Annotated in this window: 16 protein-coding genes; 5 read left to right on the top strand and 11 right to left on the bottom strand. The window is 64.3% G+C overall.

Going from position 1 to position 24,214, the window contains the following annotated elements; translation table 11 throughout:
* The first annotated feature begins 88 nt into the window (after positions 1-88).
* Positions 89-1,000, top strand: a complete 912-nt coding sequence (locus SE92_RS02340; RefSeq protein WP_063194292.1) for a DMT family transporter — start codon at positions 89-91, stop codon at positions 998-1,000.
* 108 nt (positions 1,001-1,108) lie between these two features.
* Positions 1,109-2,344, top strand: coding sequence for an ABC transporter substrate-binding protein (locus SE92_RS02345; RefSeq protein WP_063194293.1), 1,236 nt, complete (start codon positions 1,109-1,111; stop codon positions 2,342-2,344).
* Between the two features lie 133 nt (positions 2,345-2,477).
* Here SE92_RS02345 and SE92_RS02350 read toward each other — a convergent pair whose 3' ends face one another.
* Genes SE92_RS02350 through SE92_RS02360 form a run of 3 tightly spaced genes read right to left on the bottom strand, consistent with a single transcriptional unit; the run spans position 2,478 to position 8,304 of the window.
* Complete coding sequence (locus SE92_RS02350; protein ID WP_063203301.1) at positions 2,478-5,588, bottom strand: efflux RND transporter permease subunit; 3,111 nt, start codon at positions 5,586-5,588, stop codon at positions 2,478-2,480.
* An 11-nt stretch (positions 5,589-5,599) separates the two neighbouring features.
* Complete coding sequence (locus SE92_RS02355) at positions 5,600-6,724, bottom strand: efflux RND transporter periplasmic adaptor subunit (RefSeq protein WP_063194294.1); 1,125 nt, start codon at positions 6,722-6,724, stop codon at positions 5,600-5,602.
* 17 nt (positions 6,725-6,741) lie between these two features.
* Positions 6,742-8,304 carry an efflux transporter outer membrane subunit gene (locus SE92_RS02360; protein WP_063194295.1) on the bottom strand — a complete coding sequence of 521 codons (1,563 nt, stop codon included), beginning with the start codon at positions 8,302-8,304 and terminating at the stop codon, positions 6,742-6,744.
* A 205-nt stretch (positions 8,305-8,509) separates the two neighbouring features.
* Between SE92_RS02360 and SE92_RS02365 the strand changes: the two genes are divergently transcribed.
* Entirely contained in the window at positions 8,510-9,157 is a 648-nt protein-coding gene (locus tag SE92_RS02365; RefSeq protein WP_245324795.1) for a TetR/AcrR family transcriptional regulator, read from the top strand.
* A 37-nt stretch (positions 9,158-9,194) separates the two neighbouring features.
* On the opposite strand, the gene SE92_RS02370 is transcribed toward SE92_RS02365, so the two are convergent.
* Positions 9,195-10,547, bottom strand: a complete 1,353-nt coding sequence (locus SE92_RS02370; RefSeq protein WP_198172529.1) for a M23 family metallopeptidase — start codon at positions 10,545-10,547, stop codon at positions 9,195-9,197.
* A gap of 110 nt (positions 10,548-10,657) precedes the next feature.
* Positions 10,658-11,341 carry a peroxiredoxin gene (locus SE92_RS02375; protein ID WP_084251732.1) on the bottom strand — a complete coding sequence of 228 codons (684 nt, stop codon included), beginning with the start codon at positions 11,339-11,341 and terminating at the stop codon, positions 10,658-10,660.
* Positions 11,342-11,545: 204 nt separating this feature from the next.
* Here SE92_RS02375 and SE92_RS02380 point away from each other — a divergent pair, with 204 nt between their 5' ends.
* Positions 11,546-15,346: a YhdP family protein gene (locus SE92_RS02380; RefSeq protein ID WP_063194298.1), complete on the top strand. Its 3,801-nt coding sequence runs from the start codon at positions 11,546-11,548 to the stop codon at positions 15,344-15,346.
* A 123-nt stretch (positions 15,347-15,469) separates the two neighbouring features.
* Here the strand turns inward: SE92_RS02380 and SE92_RS02385 are convergent, their stop codons facing one another.
* The 5 genes from SE92_RS02385 to tyrS form a co-directional block, all read right to left on the bottom strand.
* A complete protein-coding gene (locus SE92_RS02385; protein ID WP_063194299.1) occupies positions 15,470-17,164 on the bottom strand; it encodes a methyl-accepting chemotaxis protein in 1,695 nt (564 codons plus the stop codon).
* A gap of 258 nt (positions 17,165-17,422) precedes the next feature.
* Entirely contained in the window at positions 17,423-19,117 is a 1,695-nt protein-coding gene (locus SE92_RS02390) for a methyl-accepting chemotaxis protein (RefSeq protein WP_063194300.1), read from the bottom strand.
* Between the two features lie 385 nt (positions 19,118-19,502).
* On the bottom strand, positions 19,503-19,907 hold the full coding sequence (locus tag SE92_RS02395) for a DoxX family protein (protein ID WP_063194301.1): 405 nt from the start codon (positions 19,905-19,907) through the stop codon (positions 19,503-19,505).
* A gap of 218 nt (positions 19,908-20,125) precedes the next feature.
* Entirely contained in the window at positions 20,126-21,397 is a 1,272-nt protein-coding gene (locus tag SE92_RS02400; RefSeq protein WP_063194302.1) for an MFS transporter, read from the bottom strand.
* A gap of 57 nt (positions 21,398-21,454) precedes the next feature.
* The gene (tyrS, locus tag SE92_RS02405; RefSeq protein WP_063194303.1) at positions 21,455-22,708 is read right to left on the bottom strand and encodes a tyrosine--tRNA ligase; all 1,254 of its coding nucleotides are present in this window, start codon (positions 22,706-22,708) and stop codon (positions 21,455-21,457) included.
* A 165-nt stretch (positions 22,709-22,873) separates the two neighbouring features.
* Here tyrS and SE92_RS02410 point away from each other — a divergent pair, with 165 nt between their 5' ends.
* Complete coding sequence (locus SE92_RS02410) at positions 22,874-23,977, top strand: anhydro-N-acetylmuramic acid kinase (protein ID WP_063203303.1); 1,104 nt, start codon at positions 22,874-22,876, stop codon at positions 23,975-23,977.
* Between the two features lie 14 nt (positions 23,978-23,991).
* Here SE92_RS02410 and SE92_RS36995 read toward each other — a convergent pair.
* The coding region (locus SE92_RS36995) for a hypothetical protein (RefSeq protein ID WP_210183123.1) at positions 23,992-24,214 on the bottom strand (223 nt) is incomplete at its 5' end.

Below are 24,214 nucleotides of genomic sequence, written 5' to 3' on the forward strand. Positions count from 1 at the left end.
TCTAGCGATCGGCCTTTCATCGGAAATCGGGTGGCGCTGTTCGCCGCGTTGCTCTAGGCCAACGGCTTGGCCGCCGATGCGAGAACTCATGTCGCCGAACGATAGCCGGATCCACGCGCGCGACTGGTCGCTGCTCGCCGTACTCTCGATCCTCTGGGGTGGCTCGTTCTTCTTCAACGGCGCGGCGTTGCGGGAATTGCCGCCGCTGACGTTGGTGTTCCTGCGCGTCGCGCTCGGTGCGGCCATTCTGCTGCCGCTGCTACGCATGCAGGGGATCGGCTGGCCCAAGGGCATGACGGGGTGGAAACCGTTCATTGCGATTGGTCTGCTCAACAATGTCATCCCGTTCTCGTTGATCGTGATCGGCCAGACTTTCATCCCGAGCGGTCTGGCATCGATCCTGAACGCGACGACGCCGCTGTTCACGGTGCTGGTGATGGCAGCGGCGGGCGAGGAGACCCTGCATATCCGCCGCGTCATCGGCGTGGCGCTGGGCCTCGTCGGCGTCGTCATCCTGCGTGGATGGGGCATCGAGACGAGGCCGGGGCAGGGGCTCGGCATCCTGCTCTGCCTGGGCGGGGCGCTCAGCTATGGATTCGCCGCACTGGCAGCGCGGCGATTGCTCAAGGACGCAGCCCCGCTGGGCACGGCGACGTTTCAACTGATGGTGTCGACGGTGATGATGGCGATCGTCGCCGGCGCGGTGGAGCAGCCTTGGCGCCTTACAGTGCCGGGCCTTGCGACATGGTCCGCCGTGATCGGTCTTGCCGCCCTGTCGACCGCACTCGCCTACATCGTCTTCTTTCAGATCGTGCGGCGCTCGGGCGCGAGCAACGTCATGCTGGTGACGCTGCTCATTCCTGTCACTGCCATCCTGCTGGGATGGCTGGCGTTGGGGGAGCCAATCTCCGCGCGTGAGATCGCGGGCGCCATCGTCATCGGCAGCGCGTTGCTGGTGATTGACGGACGCGCTCTGGACCTGCTGCGGCGCAACGCGTAGTTCCGCATCCGCTGTTTCACCTTGCGGAAAATCGCGGCGCTTGCCAGGCGTAATCCGCCTTGCGACACTCCCGGCAAAACAAGACTACAAAACATAGGGGAGAGACCAATGCCGGGTCGTCGCGAAAGCCTTGCTGCCCTCGCCATGCTTGCTGCCGGCGTGCTCGTCACGACACCGGCTTTGGCGCAGAAGACATACGATCCCGGCGCCAGCGATACCGACATCAAGATCGGCAACATCATGCCCTATAGCGGGCCGGCGTCGTCCTATGGCGTGATCGGCAAGACCGAGGCCGCCTATTTCAGGATGATCAACGAGCAGGGCGGCATCAACGGCCGCAAGGTCAACTTCATCAGTTATGACGATGCCTATTCGCCGCCGAAGGCGATCGAGCAGGCGCGCAAGCTGGTCGAGAGCGACGAGGTGCTGCTGATCTTCCAGCCGCTCGGCACGCCCTCGAACTCCGCGATCATGAAATACATGAACGCCAAGAAGGTGCCGCAGCTTTTCGTCGCCTCCGGCGGCACCAAGTTCGGTGACCCCAAGAACTTCCCCTGGACCATGGGCTTCCAGCCGAACTACCAGAGCGAGGGACGGATCTACGCGAAATACATTCGCGATCATTTTCCCAACAGCAAGATCGCGGTGTTCTGGCAGAATGACGATGCCGGCAAGGATCAGTTCAAGGGCCTGAGAGACGGGCTCGGCGACAAGGCGAACATGATCATCGCCGACAAATCCTACGAGGTCAGCGATCCCTCGATCGACTCGCAGATCGTCGCCCTTCACGATTCAGGTGCCGATATCTTCTTCTCATGGGCCGCGCCGAAGGGATCGGCGCAGGCGATCCGGAAAGTGGGCGAGCTCGGCTGGAAGCCGAAATTCTTCCTGGCCAACACAGCGACCTCGGTGGCCTCGGTGCTCAAGCCCGCCGGGCTCGATTATGCCAAGGACATCATCTCGACGGTCTATCTGAAAGACCCGACCGATCCGACCTGGGACAAGGATCCGGCCGTGGTGAAATGGCGGGCGTTCATGGACAAGTACTACGCCGACGGGGACAAGACCAACTCCAACAACATCTATGGCTACGTCCAGGCCGAAGCGATGGCGCAAGTGCTGAAGCAGTGCGGCGACAATCTCACGCGTGAGAACGTCATGAAACAGGCCGCAAACCTCAAGGATTTCCATTCCGATCTGATGCTGCCAGGCATCATGGTCAACACCTCGCCGGACGACTACTTCCCGATCGAGCAGATGCAGCTGATGCGCTTCAACGGGCAGGCCTGGGAACTGTTTGGCGACGTCATCACCGGCGAGGTCGGCCACGAGCGCAGCCAGTAGTCAGGGCCGGCTGACGGTCTTCGCCTTTCGTGGCTTCGGCGGCCCCGGAGGCGGGATGGGCGGCGGCCGGCGTCAGGGGAGCCGACCAGGTCGGTCGCATTGGCTGGTGATCCGTGTTCGTCACGTGTTTCCATCATCGGGCGGCGCGCAGCTCGCCGTTCGCTCCGAGCCCGGCCGCATCGCGTTTCACCGCATCGTCGCCGGTCGTCGCGGAATGATCGGCCGCAAGCAGAACGTAGAACGCGGGCACCACGAACAGGGTGAACAGCGTGCCAATCGAAAGTCCGGAGGCGATCACCAGCCCCATGTTGAAGCGCGACGCTGCGCCCGCACCGGAAGCGTTGATCAATGGCATCACGCCGATCACCATTGCCGCTGTCGTCATCAGAATCGGGCGCAGCCGGATCGCGGTGGCTTCGATGACTGCATCACGCTTGGAGCGGCCGGCATGCTGCAACTCGTTGGCGAACTCGACGATGAGAATGCCGTGCTTGCTGATCAATCCCATCAGCGTCACGAGTCCGACCTCGGTGTAGATGTTCAGGCTCGCGCCCTTGATGCCCAGCATGATGAAAATCAGGGCTCCTGCGATCGACATCGGCACCGAGACCAGGATGATGAGGGGATCGCGGAAACTTTCGAACTGTGCCGACAACGCCAGGAAGATGATGATCAGCGCAAACCCGAAGGTGGCGGCGAAGCCGGATGATTCCTGGATGAACTGCCGCGACTGTCCGCCATAGTCGATGCTGTAGCCTTTGGGCAGGCTCCGGTCCGCGATCTCCTTCAGTGTCGCGAGCGCTTCGCCGGTGATCACTCCCGGCATGGCCACGCCGGAGATGGTGGCGGCATTGACCTGCTGGAAATGGTTCAAGGACTGCGGAACCGTGGTCGTTTTCAGCGATGCCACCGTCGACAGCGGAACGGACGTGCCGTCGGAGGTCTTGATGTAGTAGTTCAGCACCTGATCGGCGTTCAGTCGCTGGCGCTGCTCGACCTGGGGGATGACCTTGTAGGAGCGTCCGTCCAGGCCGAAATAGTTGACGTATCCGCCGCCCAGCATGTTGCTGAGCGCGCCGCCGACATCGCTGAGCTTCAACCCGAGCTGCGCGGTCTTTTCGCGATCGATCTGCACCGTGGTTTGCGGCTGGTCCACCTTCAGGTCGTTGTCGAGGAAGATGAACTTGCCGCTTTTCAACGCTTCGGCGGTGAACGCCTTGGCGATGCCGTCGAGCCGGTCGAACGGGTCGGTGGTCTGGATCACGAACTGGATCGGAAGTCCGCTCGCCCCGGGGAGCGGCGGCAATTGGAACGCCACGATCTTGGCACCGGCAACCCCGGCCATCTCCTGCTGCAGCACCGGCTGCAGTTGCGCCGCGGTCTTGTCGCGCTTGTCCCAGGGCTTCAGGACCCAGCCCGCAATCGAGCTGCCGACGAGATCGAGCTGAAACACGCCCGCGGTTTCGGCATAGGCGGAAATGCGCCGGTAGACCTCGGCCGAATACAACAGCTTCTGCTGCAGCGTTGCGTTCGGCGCCAGCGTCGACTGCATCAGGATCGCGCCCTGATCCTCCTCCGGCGCCAGCTCGTTCTTCGAGTTCGTATAGAGCCAGTAGATGCTGCTCAGGACCAGGGCCGCGAACAGGACCGTGACCGGGATCGTCGTCAGGCTGCCGGCGAGCAGGCGCCGGTATCCATGCTGCAACGTCTCCATGCGTGCATCGATGAACGCGACGATGCGATCGTCGAGCGTCGGCTTGCCGGTCGTCGGCGGCTTGAGGATGTAGGCGCAGCACATCGGGGTCAGCGTCAGTGCCACGACGGCCGAGACCGCGACGGCCCCGGCGAGGGTAAAGGCGAACTCGGTGAAGAGCGCTCCGGTCAGGCCGCCCTGGAATCCGATCGGCACGTAGACCGCGATCAGCACGACGGTCATGGCCAGGATCGGACCCGCAAGCTCGCGCGCGGCGGCGATCGCGGCCTGCAACGGCTTTGCGCCCTCGGCCAGATGCCGGTTGACGTTCTCGACCACGATGATGGCATCGTCGACCACAAGACCGATCGCGAGCACCAGCGCCAGCAGCGTCAGGAGGTTGATCGAGAACCCGAGCGCGAGCAGCAGGGTGAAGGTGCCGATCAGCGAGAGCGGAATCGCGATCACTGGAATCAGCACAGAGCGCCAAGAGCCGAGAAACAGGAAGACGACCACCGTGACGATGAGCAGCGCTTCGACCAGGGTATGAATCACCTCGTCGATCGAACTGTTCACGAATTCGGTGGAGTCGTAGATGATCTCGGAATTCAGCCCGTCCGGCTGCTGCGCCTTGATGTCGGGATAGACCTTGCGGATGCCCTTGATGACGTCGAGCAGGTTGGCGTTCGGTGCCACCTGGATGCCGACATAGACCGCACGCTTGCCGTTGAAGCCGACTGACGAATCGTAATCTTCCGAGCCCAGGGTGACGTTGGCCACGTCCGACAGCTTGACGTTGGAGGCCCCGGCCTGCTTCACGACCAGATCGCGAAACTCCTGCAGCGACTTCAGATTGGTCGCGGCCGTCAGGTTGACTTGCACCATCTGGCCCTTGGTGGTGCCGAGCCCGGCGATATAGTCGTTGGCGGACAGCGCGGTCGAAACGTCCGACGCGGTCAGCCCATACGCCGCGAGCTTGATCGGATCCAGCCAGGCACGTAGCGCGAAGGTCTTGTTGCCGAGCAGTTCCGCGGTCTGCACGCCCGATACGGCCTGGAGCTTCGGCTGCACCACCCGGATCAGGTAGTCGGTGATCTGGTTCGGCGCCAACACGTCGCTGCTGAAGCCGAGATACATGGCGTCGATGGTCTGACCGACCTTGACGGTCAACACCGGCTGCTGCGCGCCGCTCGGAAGCTGATTGAGTACCGAGTTCACCTTGGTGTTGATCTCGGTCAGCGCCTTGCCGGAATCGAAGTTCAGACGGAGATTGACGGTAATGGTCGAGGTGCTCGATTGGCTGTTCGACGTCATGTAGTCGATGCCGTTGGCCTGAGCGATGGCATTTTCCAGCGGCGTGGTGATGAAGCCGGCGACGATCGCCGGATCCGCGCCGTAATACGTCGTGGTCACGGTGACGATCGCATTCTGGGTGCGCGGATATTGCAGGATCGGCAGCGCAGTCATCGACTTGAGACCCAGCACAAGGATCATGAGGCTGACGACGATCGCAAGCACCGGCCGACGGATGAAGAGGTCGGTAAAGGACACGTTCTCGCTCCTCACTGATCTGCGGGTGCCGGATTGGGGTCGTTCGCCACGGCAATGGAGTTGTCTACCTTCAGCAGGGTGCCGTTGCGCAGCTTGATCTGGCCGGCAGTGACGACTGTCACGCCCTGGTCGAGGCCCGAGATCACCGCCACCTGATCGCCGCGGGTGGCGCCGGTCTTGATGAAGGTCTGTCGGGCGACCAGCTCCTGCTTGCCCGCGGCCTCACCCTTGACTGCCAGGAACACCGAATCTCCGTAGGTGTTGTAGACGATGGCGGTCTGCGGCAACGTCACGTAGCTCGTGGGGTGACCGATGCTGAGATTGATCCGCGCGAACATGCCGGGCAGGAGCTTGCGATCCGGATTGTCGAAGATCGCGCGGACCTGAACGTTGCGGCTTGCTTGATCGACCTTGGAATTGAACGCCTGCACGACGCCCTTGAAGGTGTGCCCCGGAAACGCGTCGATGCGGGCGACGACCTCCTGCCCGACCTTGACCTGGTCGATCGTCTGCTGCGGCAGTGTGAAGTCGGCAAAGAGGCGGTCGAGCGCTTGCAGCGTGACGATGGCGGTGCCTGCGGTGAGATATTGGCCGACATCGACCTGCCGCACGCCGAGACGTCCTGCAAACGGTGCCTTCAGGGTCTTCTGCTCCAACAGCGCCTGTTGCTGAGCGACCAGCGCCAACGCGTTGCGCTCGTTCACGAGATCGCTGTCGACCGTCGCCTGGCTGACCGCATTGATCTTCAGCTGGCCCTGATCGCGCCGCAACGTGATGGCGGAGCCGTCGGCGGTGGCCTGCAAGGATTGCAGCTTGGCGATATCGTCCTCCTTGCGCAGGTCAAGCAGCACGTCACCCGCGGCGACATCCTTGCCCGACTCGAAGTGCACGCTATCCACGATGCCGGATTGCTGGAGCGAGAGATCGGCGCCGTTTACCGCGCGAAACGTGCCAATGGCGGTCAGGGCCGACTGCCAGTCGCTGAGCACCGCGGTCGTGGTCGACACCGTCTGCGGCGGATCGGCAAGGGCGGCCATGGCCTGCCGGATCATGCCGGCACGGAAATTGACGAACCACGCCAGCGCGGCGAACACCGTACCGACGACACCCAGCATGATCATCATGCGCTTCAACATGGCTTCGGACTCTCGGATCAGTTGGCTGGCGGGGCCGGCTGCGCCGGCAAGGCGCCTGCGGGAGCGAATATCGCGGCAATGCCTGCGGGCTTTGCCGCGGCTGCCGGAGTTTCATCGACACGATTCCACCAGCCGCCGCCGAGCGACTGGTACAGCGCCACGGTGTCGGCATAGCGCGAGGCCTGCGCCTTCACGCGGTTGATCCGTGCCGTCAGCAGCGTCTGTTCGGCGTTGATGACGGAGATGAAGGTGGTGGAGCCGGCCTTGAATTGGGCCTGGGACATCTTCAGGCTTTCAGCGGAGGTCTTTTCCGCCTCGAGCTGGGCCTTCAGCAGATCGGCATCCGATTGAATCGCTCGGAGCGCGTCGGCGACATTCTGGAACGCGGTGATCACGGTGGAGCGATATTTTGCGCCGCTCTGCTCCAAGGCTGCGACCTTGGACTCCTTGGTGTGGAAGAGGGAGCCGGCATCGAAGATCGGGCCGGTGACGCTCGCCGCCACGCTCCACGCTGCCGATTGCGGACCATAGAGTCCCGACAGCGCCGACGCCGAGCTGCCACCCGAGGCGGACAGCGTCACGCTTGGCAGCATGTTGGCCGTGGCGACACCGACGTTCGCGCTGGCCTGATGCATCTGGCTTTCGGCGGCACGGATGTCGGGGCGCTGTCGCACCAGCAACGACGGCACGCTGACCGGCAGGTCGCGCGGCAGACGCAGACTTGCCAACGGCACCGCCTCACCGCGGTCCTGGCTCGGCAGCCGGCCGAGATAAGCCATCAGCTGGTTGCGATTTTGCGCGCGCGACTTTTGCAGCGGCGGCAGCGTCGCAAGTGTCTGCGCCAGTTGGGCCTTCTGGGTCAGGACATCGCTGTTGGCGACGGCGCCGAGGGTGAACTGCTGTTCGAGCAACGCGACGAGCTGACGCTGACCCTCGATCTGCTCCTGGGTGACGCGAATTTGCGCCGCATAGGACGCATCGCTGATTGCCGTCGTCACGACGTTTGCGGTCAATGTCAGATAGGTCGCCTCGAGCTGGAAGCGCTGGTAGTCCGCATTGGCGAGATCTGCCTCGATGCCGCGCGCCTTGCCACCGAAGATGTCCGGCGTGAATGAAACCGGAACCGAGGTCTTGTAGAGGGTGTACAGCGATGATGGTCCGGCTTGTCCGGATTGTGCCAGCGGCACTTCGTTGCGTGTCGCGCTGCTGTCCCCGGTGATCGATGGCAGGAGTGCGCTGGTGTCCGCCGCCGCAACTTCGCGGGCTTGGCGCAGCGCCGCTTGGGCGGCGGCGAGATCCGGATGGTTGTCGATCGCCTCCCGGACGAAGGCCTCGATCTGCCGCGAACGGAACACTTGCCACCAGACCGCGGGCACGTCGGCACCGTACGCGAACCGCTGCGCGATGCCGCCGGGCCCGTCCGCGCCTTGCGTCGCGGCCAGTCGGCCCGCCGTGTAACCGCTTACCGCCGGCGCGGCCGGCGACTCAAAATCAGGACCGACTGCGCAGCCCCCAAGGGAAAGGGCAGTCTGAATGAGAGGTATCAAAACACCTCTCCGGACCAAGGTTCTGATCGACATCCGCCGCCTGCATTGAACTATACCGTTCAGTACTTGACGGACTCGGCTAAGGTTGTCAATGGTACTGAACTGTTTAGTTTTATTGCGGCGTGAAGCACTTTGGTTTCCACGCCTGCAATCAGGACCGGGTTCTTTGTTCTTTCAAGTCGTTGATGTGCCGTCATTGTGCGCTGACACCAGCGACATCGATTCGCGAGCCGACGGAGTGCCACCATTGATCGACACGATCGCCCATCCCGTTTCCGAGCAGCCGAGCGCGCCGGCGGGCCGCAAAATGGACACCGTCATCCGCGCGGCATGGCAGCTGTTTCTCGACCACGGCTTTTCCGCAACCAGCATGGACGCTGTCGCGAAAGCCGCCGGTGTGTCGAAGGCAACGCTCTATGCGTATTTCCCGAGCAAGGAAGCCCTGTTCGCCTCGTTGATCGTGGCGGAATGCGAGAGCCTGCAAAACGACCTGCCGATACCCAGATTGTCGGCCGGACTATCCGAGGCGTTGCGGGAGTTCGCCAGGCAATACATCCGCACGTTCATCCACCGGAAAGACGTCGCCTTTGTCCGCATCATCGCCAACGAAAGCGGACGGTTTCCGGCGCTCGCGCGGTTGTTCTATGAAAGCGGACCTGAGGCGACGATCCTGCGGCTCTCTCAATTCCTTGAAGAGGCGCGGGCGGCGAAGCTCCTGGAATTGGACGACTCGATTGGAGCCGCCAAACAATTCCTGAGCCTGATCCGGGGCGAGCTACCGCTGCTGATCGTGTTGGGTCTCAACGAGCTCACGGAGGAAATGATCGAACGGGAGATCGAGGCGGGACTTAATTTCTTTCTGAAGGCGTGTCAGCCCCGCGGTTGAAGCCCTCGCGCGTGATTCATGAAGGCAGGCGCCAGCTCTAGCCCGCGCTCAGGCGCACGCCGGCGCGCAAGAACTTCTGCGGATCGACGGCTTCACCCTCGATGCGGGTCTCGTAATGCAGATGCGGGCCGGTGGAGCGCCCGGTCGAGCCGACCAGGCCGACGACCTGGCCGATCTTCACGAACTCACCGACCTTGACGTTGATCTCGGAGAGATGGCCGTAGCGGGTCGAGAGCCCATTGCCGTGGTCGACCTCGACCATGCGGCCGTAACCGCCGGACCAGCCGGCTGACACGACCTTGCCGTTGGCGGTGACGCGAACCGGATCGCCTGTGGCGGCGCGGAAGTCGAGCCCGGTATGCATCGCGGGCCGGCCCAGGAAGGGATCGCTGCGCACGCCAAAGCCGGAGGTGAACTCGACCTCGCCGATGACCGGTTTGCGGTAAGGCACCAGCGCCAGCGTGCGGTTGAGACGATCCATCTCGGCGCGCGTGATGTTGATGCGATTGAGCTGCTTCTCGAACGGTCCGGCATTCGCCGTCAGCTTGACGGGTACGAAAGGCCCGCCCATCGCGGTGCGCGGTACGGCGGCTTCGAGATTGGCGAGATTCAGCCCGAGATCGCTGACCACGCCGCGCATCCGCCGCATACGTGAATCCATGCCTTCCTCGACCGCGCTGAGCGTCGCCATCTGGCGACGTTCGACCTGGTCGAGCGAGCTGGTGAGCCGAACGAGGACGTTGTCAAAACCCTGGTTCTTGGCGAATTGGCTGGTCGGCGGTGCCGCGACGGCCGGCGCTCGCGATTCGAGCCGCGCCTCGCGATCCGGCGGCGCCACGAAGATCACGGTGTCGCTGATCGGCGAGGGTTTTGGCGTGATCTGGCTCGAATCGCCGCGCTGTGGGAGCGCGCGGGGAATCGAGCCGGTCACGTCGGGCATGGCCCCGAGCGCCGTGGCCCGGGACTCCAGCGCCGTCTGCCGCTTCATGATCTGGTCGAGCTTCTGGTCGAACTGCTCCTGGTCGAGCAGCTGCCGGCTCGTGGTGCGGTCGACCTTGGCGCGCAGCTCGGCGATGCGGTCCTCATAGGCGTATTGCATCTCGGCCTGGCGGGCGATCAACCGGGTCAGGACGTCGTCACGAAAAGCAAAATAAGTGGCAGTTGCCGCCGACCACAGACCGAGCAGCACCACCGTTCCGACCACGATCCAGAACACCACGGGCCCGAAGCGGACCTGCTTGCCGGCGTGGACGATGGTGTAAGCGTCGTCGGTTGCGGGAAGGGGGATCGCTGCGGCTGCCGCGACGGCGGGACGACGTTGGAAGGCGCGTCCGTGGTCATGAGGATGATGTTGGGGGTACTGCGAAAATTGGGCAGAACTTTTCGACATCGGCACTCCCGCGCCGGTCGGATGAGTCCGTACGGCCTAATTGCCGCAGCAATCTGGGCCGGTCATGGTTAATTTTCCGGAAACGGGAACAGGCGAATTCCAGGGATTGGTTAAAGACTTCTTGCCGCTTCCAGCACGGCGTCGGCATGGCCGTCGACCCGGACATTGCGCCAGATCCTGGCCACTCGACCGTCGGCGCCGACCAGTATCGTGGTGCGAAGAATCCCCAGGAAGCTCTTGCCATACATGGACTTTTCGCCCCAGGCGCCATAAGCTTCCAGCATCTCATGTTGCGCGTCCGAAAGGAGCGGGACACCGAGAGCGTGCTTGTCGCGGAACTTCTCCTGGGCCTTTAACGGATCGGCGGAGACCCCGAGCACGGCGGTACCGGCGGCCGCGAAGGCGCCGGCCAGGCGGGTGAAGTCGATCGCTTCCCGGGTGCAGCCGGGCGTGTCGGCGCGGGGGTAGAAGAACAGGACCAGCTTTTGGCCGGCATAATCCGCCAGTGTGACGACCTCGCCGCCGTCGCGGGGCAGGCGGAAGGCGGGGGCCTTGTGGCCCTCGGTCAGACCGGACCTCGCGGGGGCGGATGGCGATTTGGAGGGATTTAACTGTTTCGACGCGGCCTTATGTGATCCTGCTTTTGCTACGCTCCCGGTTGATTTGCTCGCCGGTGTCCGCTGCGTTTTCGCGGACTTGGTTTCAGTCGATGCCCGCGTTTTCAGGGGCCTCTTTTTAGCCGTCGCGCTGCCGGAGGGCGTTTTGGACGATTTCGTTCGGGATTTCTTGGACATACGCCTTCCTTTCGACGCTTTCGGCGGGTCAACCGAAACGGTATTGCAGCTCTCGTCCGGCGTGCCGGAATCGCGCCCTCGGCTGGGCAAGTCTGGCGACGCCGGAGTATGGTTACAAGGAATTCCACGTACCACCCCACTGCTCGTTGAACGCGCTCCCGGGGCGAAATGACGAACAGCAGGAATATTCGAGGTATGGCTGCAATGCCGGCGCAGGGAGCTTCGCTTCCGGTGGACGGCTGCGGTCCCGGCGGCGCTCAATCCTACGACGGGCGCCTGTATCGAGAGGCAATGGCAAGGAATAAGTCGCCCCAGGATTACAATCGGGACTTCGATCGGCGCGGCGGTGAACAACAGCCGCAGGAATGGGACGACGCCGATTGGGACCCGGATCAGGAGGCGGCCGCGGGCTATCGCGCGCGCCGGCTGTTGTCGCGTTCCAATTCGGGCCTTCATCGCTTCGGTGACGGGTTTGGGGCGTTGCGACGCTGGCTGGCCGCCGATCGCTGGCTGAAGCGCTTCGTCCTTGTCGCCGGGACTCTCGCCGTCATCTTCGTTGGCTGTTTCGGTGCGCTGTGGTGGCGGCTCGGTGCCGGTCCCATCAATCTCGACATCGCGACGCCATGGCTGGCGGCCGCGATCGAGGACAATATCGGTCACGGCAACACGGTTGAGATCGGAGGCACCCAGATCGAGCGGGCCGGGCGGATCCGCATCGCTGTGCGCATCCGCGACATCATCGTCCGCGACCGCGATCACGCCATCGTCGCCAGCGCGCCGAAGGCCGAGGTGAAGCTGTCGGGGGCGGGCCTTCTGATGGGGCATCTGCGCGCCGAAAGCCTCAATCTCGTCGATGCCGAGCTCGCAATCCGCATTGCGCCCGACGGCACCGTCACCGTGTCCGCCGGCGATACCGCAAAGCCGCTGGCGACCGGCGTCGCCTCGAAGAAGGACGCGGGGCTGCCGCCGACATTCCCTCGCAATGGCGTCCCGCCGCCGCCATTCGCGACCGCGCCCACGAGTCCTGATGCCTCTCAGGCCGCGCCTCAGGCGACCGCACAGAGCGGCATCCTTCAGGGCCTCGACTGGCTCGACAGTCTGAGCATGACCGGTCTCGACGGCCAGAATCTCAACGAGATCGGTCTGAAGAACGGCAATCTGATCGTCGACGATCAGCAGCGCGGCAGCAAATGGTCGTTCGAGAACATCACCCTCAGCCTGCGCCGGCCGAGCCGCGGCGGCGTCACGCTCAGCCTGGGCGAGGAGGGCGCGCGCCCGTGGATGCTGCGGGCCACGATCGGGCCGGCCGAGAACGGCGTACGCTCGGTCGATATCAAGGCCGACAAGGTCTCGACCTCCAACATCCTGCTGGCGTTGCGGGTCAAGGACCTCACTTACACAGCCGATCTTCCGCTGACGGGCGAGCTCAAGGGCGAGCTCGGCCGCGATGGCGTGCCGACATTCTTCCGCGGCATGATCGCGATCGGCGCCGGCAGTATCATCGATACCGACACGCCCGATTATCCGATGGCGATCGATCAGGCCGAGATCAACCTCGAATGGGACGCCAATCGCCGGGTGCTGGTTGCACCGTTCAAGATCCTGGCGGGCGCCAACCGCCTGACCCTTCTGGCCCATCTGGAGCCGCCCAACGGCACCGTCAATGACTGGCAGCTCGGCTTCAGCGGCGGTTCGATCCTGCTCGGCGGCATCGACAACGAACCGCCGCTCGTCTTCAACCGCATCGCGATCGGCTTCCGTTTCGACACCGATCACAAACGCTTCCTGCTGACGCAAGCCGACGTCAGCAACGGCGAGATCGGCGTCGCCGGCACGGGGGCCATCGACTATTCGGGCGAGCCGCGGCTGACGCTGGGCTTTGCGGGGACGCCGATGTCGGCCTCTGCGCTGAAGCGGATGTGGCCGACGCTCGTCGTTCCCGAGCTGCGCGAATGGGTGATCGAGCGGATCGAGCGCGGCACGCTTCAACGCATCGAAATCGGCATCAATTCGCCGACGAAGAACCTTCCGCGCAAAGGCCCGCCCATTCCCGATGACGGCCTGTCGGTCAACATCGTGGCGAGCGGCGTCGCGGTCCGTCCCGTGGACGGCATGCCCGTCGTGCACGATGCCGATTTGAAGGCGCGCGTGACCGGCCGCACCGCGACCGTGAATATCGGCCAGGGCATTGCCGATACGCCCGCCGGCCGCAAGGTCACGATTTCCGATTTCGTGTTCGAAGTGCCTGACATGGCGCCCAAGCCGTCGCCGTCGCGGACCCGATTCCGGGTTGACGGTCCGGTGCCCGCGGCGGCTGAGATGCTGTCCAATGATCGCCTGAGCGATCTGTCGTCGACAGTCGTCGATCCCAACACCAGCAAGGGGACATTCACGGCGAACATCCAGCTCGGCCTGCCGGTCAAGGGTGAGTTGACCAAGGCCGACACCACCTATGCCGTCACCGCCGACCTCAACGGCTTCTCAGCCGACAAGCTTGTGATGAACCAGAAGCTGGAGGCCAACAACCTCAAGATCGCCGCGAACAACGCGGGTTATCAGGTCAAGGGCGACGTCAAGATCAACGGCCAGGCGGCCTCGCTCGATTACCGCAAGCCGGCCGAAGGCGATGCCGATGTCAGGCTGCAGGCGACGCTGGATGATGCGAGCCGGGCGCGGTTGGGATTCGATCTCGGTCCCGCCGTCAGCGGATCGTTGCCGATCAAGCTGTCGGGCAAGATCGCCGGCGGTCCCGAGCAGACGACGAAACTCGGCGTCGAGGCCGACCTGACGTCGGTGAGGCTCGACAACGTCCTGCCGGGTTGGGTCAAGCTTCCGGGCAAATCAGGCAAGGCCAGCTTCAAGGTGGTGCCGACGGCGCAATCGACGCGCCTGGAGGACATCGTCATCGAAGGCGGCGGCGCCTCGATCAAGGGCTCGCTCGAGGTCGATGCGAACGGCGACCTCATGAACGTGAACTTCCCGACCTATTCGCCCTCTGACGGCGACAAGACCTCGTTGAAAGCCGAGCGTGGTCAGGACGGCGTCATCAGGGGCACCATGCGCGGCGACGTGTTCGACGGCCGCGGCTTCCTGAAATCGGCGATCTCAGGCAATTCCAAGGACGACAAAAACAACAAGATGAAAAACGTCGATTTCGACATCGACGTGAAGCTCGGGGCTGTCGCCGGTTTCAACGGCGAGGCGATGCGCAGCGTCGATGCCAAAATGTCGAAGCGCAACGGCGCCATCAAGGCCTTTACCCTGAGCGGCAAGATCGGCCGCGATACGCCAGTGGCGGCGGATCTGCGCGGCGGGCGTGCGCAGGGCAGCCGCGAGGTGATCTACCTTCAGACCAACGATGCCGGCGCGCTGCTGCGCTTCACCGACACCTACACCAAGGCGGTCGGCGGCCAGATGGTGGTGGCGATGGAGCCGCCGACGTCGGAGCCGAACACCTCACGCGAGGGTCTCATCAACGTCCGTGACTTCACCGTGAAGGGCGAGGCGCAGCTCGAGCGCGTCGCCGCAGGCGCACCCAACGGCACCGGAAACGGCGTCTCGTTCAGCGCGCTGCGCGCCGAGTTCACCCGGCAGAACGGCGCGCTCACGATCCGCGACGGTGTGGTCAAGGGCCCGATGATCGGCGCCACCATCGAGGGCTCGATCGATTATCCCGGCAACCAGGTGTGCATGAGCGGCACCTTCGTGCCGATGTATGGCGTCAACAATATCTTCGGCCAGATCCCGCTGTTCGGCATCTTCCTCGGCGGCGGCAACAATGAAGGGTTGATCGGCGTGACCTATGAGGTGGTCGGCACGCCGGCGGCGCCCGTGATGCGCGTCAATCCGATCTCGGCGATGGCGCCCGGCCTGTTCCGCAAGATCTTCGAATTCAACACCGGCAAGCAGAACTCGCCGTTCGAGGAATTCCCCTCGCAGTCGAACGACGGCTCGACCGGCTCGACGCGCCAGCTCTCGAGCGGATGCAGCCTCGCGCGTAGGTAAGTGAGGTCGTCATGCCCGGGCTTGTCCCGGCCATCCACGGCTTTCTTTTCGTCAGCGCTGAGAACGTGGATGGCCGGGACAAGCCCGGCCATGACGCAAGTGGGGATATTTGCGCGTAAAGGCTTACGCCGCGCGCACGCCCGCCAGGAACGTTCCGACTTCGCCGGAGAGCTGCTCGGCCTGCTTGGAGAGGCTGCTGGCGGCGGCGAGCACCATGCCGGCGGCATTGCCGGTCTCGTTGGCGGCGGTCGAGACGCCGCCGATATTGGTGGTGACTTCCTTGGTCGCCTCCGCGGTCTGCGAGACGCTGCGGGCGATCTCGGCGGTGGCGGCGCCTTGCTCCTCGATGGCAGCCCCAATCGAGGTGGCGATACGGCTGACCTCCTCGATGGTGGCGGTGATGCCGCCGATCGCGTCCACGGCTTCCTTGGTGGCGCCCTGGATCTGCGCGATCTTGTCGCCGATCTCACGGGTCGCTTCCGCGGTCTGGCTCGCCAGCGACTTCACCTCGGAAGCGACGACGGCAAAGCCGCGGCCGGCTTCGCCGGCGCGCGCGGCTTCGATGGTGGCGTTGAGCGCGAGCAGATTGGTCTGGGCGGCGATGCTGGAGATCAGCTCGGCGACGTGCTCGATCTGCTGGGCGCCGTCGGAGAGCGCGCGCACGATGGTGTCGGTGCGGCGGGCGCTGTCGACTGCGCGTCCGGTCACTTCGGCTGACTGGGCGACCTGGCGGCTGATCTCGGTGATGGAGGACGAGAGCTCCTCCGCGGCGGCCGCGACGGTCTGGACGCGCTGACTGGCTTCGGTCGCGGCCGAGCCGACCAATGCGGCGCGACGGTTGGTGCCTTCGGCGGTCGAGGACATCGACTTGGCGGTATGCTCGAGCTCACCGGAGCCGGAGGCCATCAGGCCGACGAGCTGGCCGACGGACGCGTCGAAGCGGTCGGCGAGCGCGATCAGGGCGTCGCGCTTCTCCTGCTCGGTGCGGGTCTTGGTGGCGGCCTGTTCGGCTTCCAGCGAACGTGCCGTGAGCGCCGTCTGCCTGAGGACTTCGAGGGTTTCGGCCATGCGGCCGATCTCGTCGCCACGGTCGGTTTCCTCGACCGGCTTGTCGATGGCGCCTTGGGAAATCTCCTGCATGCGGTTCTTCTGGCGATCGAGCGCGCTGAGCACGTCGCGGGCGATCAGCCAGGACAGCGTCGCCATCAGCAGCATCAGGCCGATGCCGATCGCGGCGAGCTCCAATGTCAGGGAGCGCACATCGGCGTCGATGTCGTCGACATAGAGGCCGTATGCAATCGCGACGTTCCAGGGTGCAAAGTAGCGTGCGAATACCAGCTTGCGGACCGGCACTGTCTCGCCCGGACGCGGGAAGAGATAGGACAGGATGGCGCCTTCAGCGGCCTGCCTGGCCGTTTTGACGGTGGCATCGCTGATCACGATGCCATTGGCATCCTTGATCCCGTTGTTCTTGCCTTCGAGCTGAGGTGCGCCGCCGTTCATCATGACAGTTGAATCGGCGGTGTAGACGACGGGATAGCCCTGGCCGCCGCCAAACTTCATCTGCCGGCCGCGCAGCTTGAACTGGGCTTGGGCATCGGCGAGCGTCATCTTGCCGGCCGCGACCTCGTCCTGCAGCGATTGCGCGAAGCCGTGCAGCAGATCGACCGCGGTCTGCATCTGGCGCGCACGGTCTTCGAGCATGCGGGTCTTGCTGAGATGGCTCGACGCGACGATGAGGGCGGTGACGGTCAGCGCTGCGAGTACAACCATGCTGGTGAGCTTGGTGCGGATCTTCAAGTGACTGAGCAGCGACATGACGGCCTCGGGAACGGTTGTAGGATGCTTGTTCTCGCGCAGCCGTAGCAGGAAGTTCTTACAAATCTTGAACGCAGGACATCGCGTGCTGGCGCGGCGCAACCCGCGCAGCCATGAGCACGCATGTGCAGAACGACAGCCGTCGCGCGGGGCGACGTGTCCGAGGAAAGATGGATCGTGTGCGTGCTCAGGCCGTCAGTCGACGCATTGATTCGCCGACGATGCGTCGTGCTCTGACCGGTGCGGACGTCGCGCCGCTTACGCCGCGCGCACGCCCTTCAGGAACGTTCCGACTTCGCCGGAGAGCTGCTCGGCTTGCTTGGAGAGGCTGCTGGCGGCGGCGAGCACCATGCCGGCGGCGTTGCCGGTTTCGTTTGCTGCGGCCGAGACGCCGCCGATATTGGTGGTGACTTCCTTGGTCGCCTCCGCGGTCTGCGAGACGCTGCGGGCGATCTCGGCGGTGGCGGCACCTTGCTCCTCGATGGCAGCCCCAATCGAGGTGGCGATACGGCTGACCTCCTCGATGGTGGCGGTGATGCCGCCGATCGCGTCGACAGCCTCCTTGGTGGCACCCTGGATCTGCGCGATCTTGTCGCCGATCTCGCGGGTGGCTTCCGCAGTCTGGCTCGCCAGCGATTTCACCTCGGAAGCGACGACGGCAAAGCCGCGGCCGGCTTCGCCGGCGCGCGCGGCTTCGATGGTGGCGTTGAGCGCGAGCAGATTGGTCTGGGCGGCGATGCTGGAGATCAGCTCGGCGACGTGCTCGATCTGCTGGGCGCCGTCGGAGAGCGCGCGGACGATGGTGTCGGTGCGGCGGGCGCTGTCGACCGCACGTCCGGTGACCTCAGCGGACTGGGCGACCTGGCGGCTGATCTCGGTGATGGAGGAGGAGAGCTCCTCGGCGGCGGCCGCGACGGTCTGGACGCGCTGACTGGCTTCGGTGGCGGCCGAGCCGACCACGGCGGCGCGACGGTTGGTGCCTTCGGCGGTCGCGGACATCGACTTGGCGGTATGCTCGAGCTCGCCGGAGCCGGAGGCCATCAGGCCGACGAGCTGGCCGACGGAGGCGTCGAAGCGGTCGGCGAGCGCGATCAGGGCGTCACGCTTCTCCTGCTCGGTGCGGGTCTTGGTGGCGGCCTGTTCGGCTTCCAGCGAACGCGCCGTGAGCGCCGTCTGCCTGAGCACTTCGAGGGTCTCGGCCATGCGGCCGATCTCGTCGCCGCGGTCGGTTTCCTCGACCGGCTTGTCGATGGCGCCTTGGGAAATCTCCTGCATGCGGTTCTTCTGGCGATCGAGCGCGCTGAGCACGTCGCGGGCGATCAGCCAGGACAGCGTCGCCATCAGCAGCATCAGGCCGATGCCGATCGCGGCGAGCTCCAGCGTCAGCGCGCGGACGTCGGCGTCGATGTCGTCGACATAGAGGCCGTAGCTGATGGTCGCGTTCCAGGGCGCGAATTTTCGCGCGAAGACAGTCTTGCGGACGGGCTCGGTCTGGCCGGGGCGGGGGTAGAGATAGGAGGTCACGCCGCCCTGCGCGGTCTCGGCGCCGGCCTTGATGATGGCGTCGGCGATCAGGACGCCGTTGGAGTCCTTGGCCCCGGTGATCTTGCCTTCGAGCTGCTGATTGGCGCCGTTCACCAGGATGGAGGTGTCGGGGTTGTAGACGACCGGGTAGCCCTGGTTGCCGTTGAAGTTCATGCGGCGTCCGCGCTGGTGGAATTGGGCCTTGGCATCGGCCAATGCCAGCTTGCCGGCGGTAACCTCTTCCTGCAGCGATTGCGCGTAGTTGTAGAGCAGCTCGACGGCGGTCCGCATCTGCTGGACCCGGTCCTCCATCATGCGGCTCTTGCTGAGAACGGACGAGACGCCGATGATGGCCGTGACTGTGAGAGCCGCAAGGCAGACCATGCTGGTAAGCTTGGTGCGGATCGTCAGATGGCTCAACAGCTTCATCACAGCCCCTACGGAATGGTTGTTATTGCTCGCATGGGTAGCATGAAGTTCTTACCAATCATGAACATAGGCCTGTCGGTGCCGGCCGCGCGGGCGACGCTCCGCAGCCTCATGCGCAAGCGTGCAGGCAGAATGCCATGCATGACCTCGCGCCCGTATTTTTGCGGGAGGATCTCGGACCCGGACTTTGGTGCTGATCGAGCGCCATCGGAGCGGCAATGAACCGATTCGTTCACCGCATCATCATGTCCGTGCTGCTCGTCGCGGCCCTCATTCTCATCTGGAACGTGCTGGGGACGCGCTGAGTCGGCACCGGCAGATCCGCCGGTGCCGTCTCTTGCTTTCAGGTTAATCCGCGAGCGCTCAGCGCCGTGCGTGCGCGCCGCTAGTCCTTGCCCATCGCCGCATCGGCGCTGACCGAGCCGCCGCCGGCTGCCGACAGATAGAGGCAGGCGAAGCAGAACAGGATCGCCGCGGTGCCGCCATTGAGCAGCGGCAGGAACACCGGCGTTTCACCCTTGAACATGTGGCCCATGAAGTAGGCGAAGGCCATTTCACCGGCGAGGATGAAAGCGACGAGGCGGGTGAACAGGCCGAGCATCAGGAGCGCGCCGAGCACGAGCTCGATCGCGCCAGCCGTCCAGATCAGCGGCGGGATGTTCGCGAAGTAGGGAAGCACCGGAAACTTGAAGATCTTGGCGACGCCGTACTGGAACAGCAAGAGGCCGGTGATGAAGCGAAACAGGCTCAAGAGAACCGGTTGAAAGCGAGTGAGATAGGGAAAGTTCATTGGTTTGCCCTCCATCCAATGCTGCGACTAGGACCGCATTCAGTTCGACCCCGCAAGCGGCTCCGCGTCAATTTGCGCTGACATTTTTGTCATGACGGACAAAACACCGCAGTTCGCCCGTTCACGCCGGTTACGTCCGAATTTTTCGCGCGCCGTGCCCCGCATGCCGTCCGTAATTTCCCGGTGACATCGAGGGATGCAGGTTACGTCGGGGAGACTTACTCCCGCAAGGCGGGGACGATCAGGAACGGGATCATTCCGAGGATCACGCTCGCAAGTGCGAAAACCAGCAGCAGATTGTAACCGTGCGTGACATCGTGGATGAGGCCGCCGCTCCATGAGCCGAACGCCGAGCCCAATCCGCTGCCGATCGAGATGGTGCCGAAGATCGTGCCGACGCGCTTGCCGCGGAAGATCTTCATCGCGGTCGCCGTGATCAGCGGGCCGCGCGAGCCCATCATGCTGCCGAAGCAGACGACGAAGCCGGTGAGGAGGATGATGTTCGGGTAGTACTGCAGGAGCCAGAGCAGGAGAATCCCGACGATCGAGATCGCGTAGCTGAGCAGCACCGACGGTCGTCGCCCGATCATCCCGTCGAGCGCGGACACGCCGAGCATTCCGAACACGAGCACGACGCCCGAAAAGCCCCAGGCCGTCGCAGCTTGCAGCGGCGGGAAGCCGGCATCGATCAGATAGGCCACGATCTGGGCGGCGATCGCATACATGCCGACGGCGGTGAAGAAGAAGGTCGAAAACAGCGCCCAGAAGGCGTGGTGGCGCATCGCGCTCGCGAGCGTCCAGCCATTGTCGATGAAGTCGGGATCGGTCCTCTTGGTCATTTGGGGTGAGCCGGCCGCGAACATGCGCCATGGCAGCAACATCAGCGGCACCAGCAGGGCCAGCGCAGCGAAGCCGTACAGCTGATAGGTTTCACGCCAGCCGAGGTGATCGATCAGCAGCTGCGAGGCCGGCAGCAGCACCAGCACGCCGCCGCCCATCGCCGAGTACACCACCGCCATCGCGGTCGGCAGCTTGGGGCCGAACCAGCGACCGAGCAGGATCGTGTTCGGCACGTTGCCGATAAAGGCGACGCCGATGCCGACGCAGAGTCCGATCGAGATCTGGAATTGCCAGAGCGATTGCGCGTGCGCCGCGATCAGAAAGGCCGAGCCGAGCAGGAACAGCCCAAGGGCGTAGACGATGCGCGGTCCGGAATGATCGAACAGGCGCCCGACCAGCGGCGCGGTCAGCCCGCTGACCAGCCAGGTCAGTGAGTAGATCGAGACGACCTGTGCACGGTCCCAGCCGAAACTCTCGGAGATTGGCTTGAGGAAGACGGTGAAGCTATCGCTGAGGCCGCGGCCGAGCACCGCGAGCGTGAAGCATAGCCCGAGCACCACGAGCGCGGTGCGCACAGCGCCTTGCTGCGACGCAGAGCCGTGTTCCTTGTTTGCTTCCGCTGACGTTTCCCTGGGCGTGTTCTGATCCATTGCCCATCAGGGAGCGCGCATCTGCGCGCCCTGACAAGCAGGGAAAAGCTCATACGCCTATGCAGGCTTGATCAGGATGTGCTTCTTCTTGCCGAACGACAGCTTGATCACGCCTTCCGGCGTCAGATTGGCTGCCGAGAGCGCCATCTTCTCGTCGGTGACGGGCTCGTCGTTGACGCGCAGGCCGCCGCCCTTGATCTGCCGCCGGGCTTCGCCGTTGGACGCGACGAGGCCTGCCTTGACGAAGGCGTTGAGCACGCCGAGGCCGGCGTCCAGCTCGCCGCGCGGAATTTCCACGGTCGGCAGGCTCTCGGCGAGTGCGCGTTCCTCGAAGGTACGGCGCGCGGTTTCGGCGGCTTCGTTCGCGGCGTCGCGGCCGTGCAGCAGCGCGGTCGCTTCGGTGGCGAGCACCTTCTTGGCCTCGTTGATCTCCGAGCCTCCGAGCGTTTCGAGCTTCCTGATCTCGGCCATCGGCAGCGTCGTGAACAGCTTCAGGAACTTGCCGACGTCGGCATCCTCGGTATTGCGCCAGTACTGCCAGAAATCGTAAGGGCTGAACTGGTCGGCGTTGAGCCACACCGCGCCTTGCGCGGTCTTGCCCATCTTGGCACCCGATGCCGTGGTCAACAGCGGCGTCGTCAGCGCGAACAGCTGGTGCGTCCCCATGCGGCGGCCGAGATCGACGCCCATGATGATGTTGCCCCATTGGTCCGAGCCGCCCATCTGCAGTTTGCAGCCGGTGCGCTTGGCGAGCTCGACGAAGTCGTAGGCCTGGCAGACCATGTAGTTGAACTCGATGAAGCTCATCTCCTGCTCGCGCTCGAGGCGCAGCCGCACGGAGTCCATGGTCAGCATGCGGTTGACCGAGAAATGCCGGCCGACGTCGCGCAGCATCTCGATCCAGTTCAGCTTGGTCAGCCACTCCGCATTGTCGAGCATGACGGCGTCGCTCTTGCCCTCGCCATAGCGCAGCACCTTGGCGAACACGCCGCGGATCGATTCCTTGTTGGCCTCGATCTCGGCGACGGTGCGCATCGCGCGCGTCTCGTCCTTGCCGGAGGGATCGCCTACCATGGTGGTACCGCCGCCCATCAGCGTGATCGGCTTGTTGCCGGACTGCTGCAGCCAGTGCAGCATCATCATGGTCAGGTAATTGCCGATATGCAGCGAGCGGGCGGTGCAATCGTAGCCGACATAGGCGGTCGCTTCGCCCTTGGCGGCGAGTGCGTCCAACCCCTCGAAATCGGAGCATTGGTGGATGAAACCACGTTCCTGCAGGATATTGAGGAAATCCGATTTAAATGCAGTCATCTGTCGGCGCGCCTGACAATTCTTGGTTTACTGTTTTGGGGGCAATTTAAAGGTCTTACGTTGGAACTCGCGTGCCGCCCGCTACTTTGGCCTGTGGCATTATAAGATGTGTCCCTCTGGCACAAGATCGGCATGCCGGAGAGGGTCTTTGAGGACGCTGATCCCATGATGTTGACGGCACTCGGTTTGATGAGCGGCACCTCGCTGGACGGGGTGGACGTCGCGCTGATCGAAACCGACGGAAAGCAGGTGAAGGCGTTCGGGCCGTCCGGTTATCGACCCTATAGCCCGGCTGAGCGCCATCTGCTGCGCCAGGCGCTTGCCGAGGCCGTGCACCTGCCGCAACGCGATGCCCGGCCGGGCATCCTGGCCGAGGCCGAGCGCGCGGTGACGCGGGCCCATGCCGAGGCAGTGGCGGCTTTCGTCGCCCAAAACCGAATGAAGCCAGAGGATATCGACATCGTCGGCTTCCACGGCCAGACCGTGCTGCACCGCCCCGAGCGGCGCCTGACGGTGCAGATCGGCGATGCGCCAGCCTTGGCCAAAGCGATCCATATTCCCGTGATGCACGATTTCCGCGCCGCCGACGTCGAGGCCGGCGGGCAGGGCGCGCCCTTCGTACCCGTCTACCACCGCGCGCTCGCTAATTCGCTGGACCGCGAAGGGCCGATCGTCGTGGTCAATATCGGCGGCGTCTCCAACATCACCTATATCGACGGCAACGACACGCTGATCGCCTGCGACACCGGCCCCGGCAACGCGCTGCTTGACGATTTCATGTACCGCACCATGAACCAGGCGTTCGATGCGGAAGGCAAGTTCGCGAGCCTCGGCAAGATCGACGAAGCCTGGATCGCTCGCGCGCTGGAGCTGCCGTTCTTTGCGTTGCCTCCGCCGAAATCGCTCGACCGCAACGATTTTGCGGCGCTGAGGCTCGGCGACGTCGCGCCGGCCGACGGCGCGGCGACGCTCACCGCCTTCACCGCGGCGGCGATCGCGCGCGTCATCCCTTTGTTGCCGCGGCGGCCGCGGAGCTGGATCGTCTGCGGCGGCGGCGCCCGCAACCTCACCATGCTCAGGATGCTCCGGGAGCGGGTGGGCTCGGCCACCGTCGAGGCCGCCGAGACGCTCGGCTGGGCCTCCGACGCCATCGAGGCCCAGGCCTTTGGCTTTCTCGCCGCTCGCGGCCTGAAGGGCCTGCCGCTGTCCTATCCCGCGACCACGGGCGTGCCGATGCCGATGACGGGCGGGGTGATCGCGCGGCCCTGAGGGGCGGCCGTTGTTCACGCACCGTCATTGCGAGCGACAGCGGAAGCAATTCCAAGGGACGCTGTCATTCCCCGCGCAGGCGGGGAATCCAGTACGCCGCGGCTTATCGGTTCAATCACGATGGTCTCTGGAATACTGGATCGCCCGCCTTCGCGGGCGATGACGGTGAGTGTGTGGTGCACACGCACCTTCGCTTTCTCGCGGCTTGATTCGCCCGAGTTTTGCTGCCGTCTTGCG

The sequence above is a fragment of the Bradyrhizobium sp. AT1 genome, assembly GCF_001590795.1.
GTDB lineage: Bacteria > Pseudomonadota > Alphaproteobacteria > Rhizobiales > Xanthobacteraceae > Bradyrhizobium.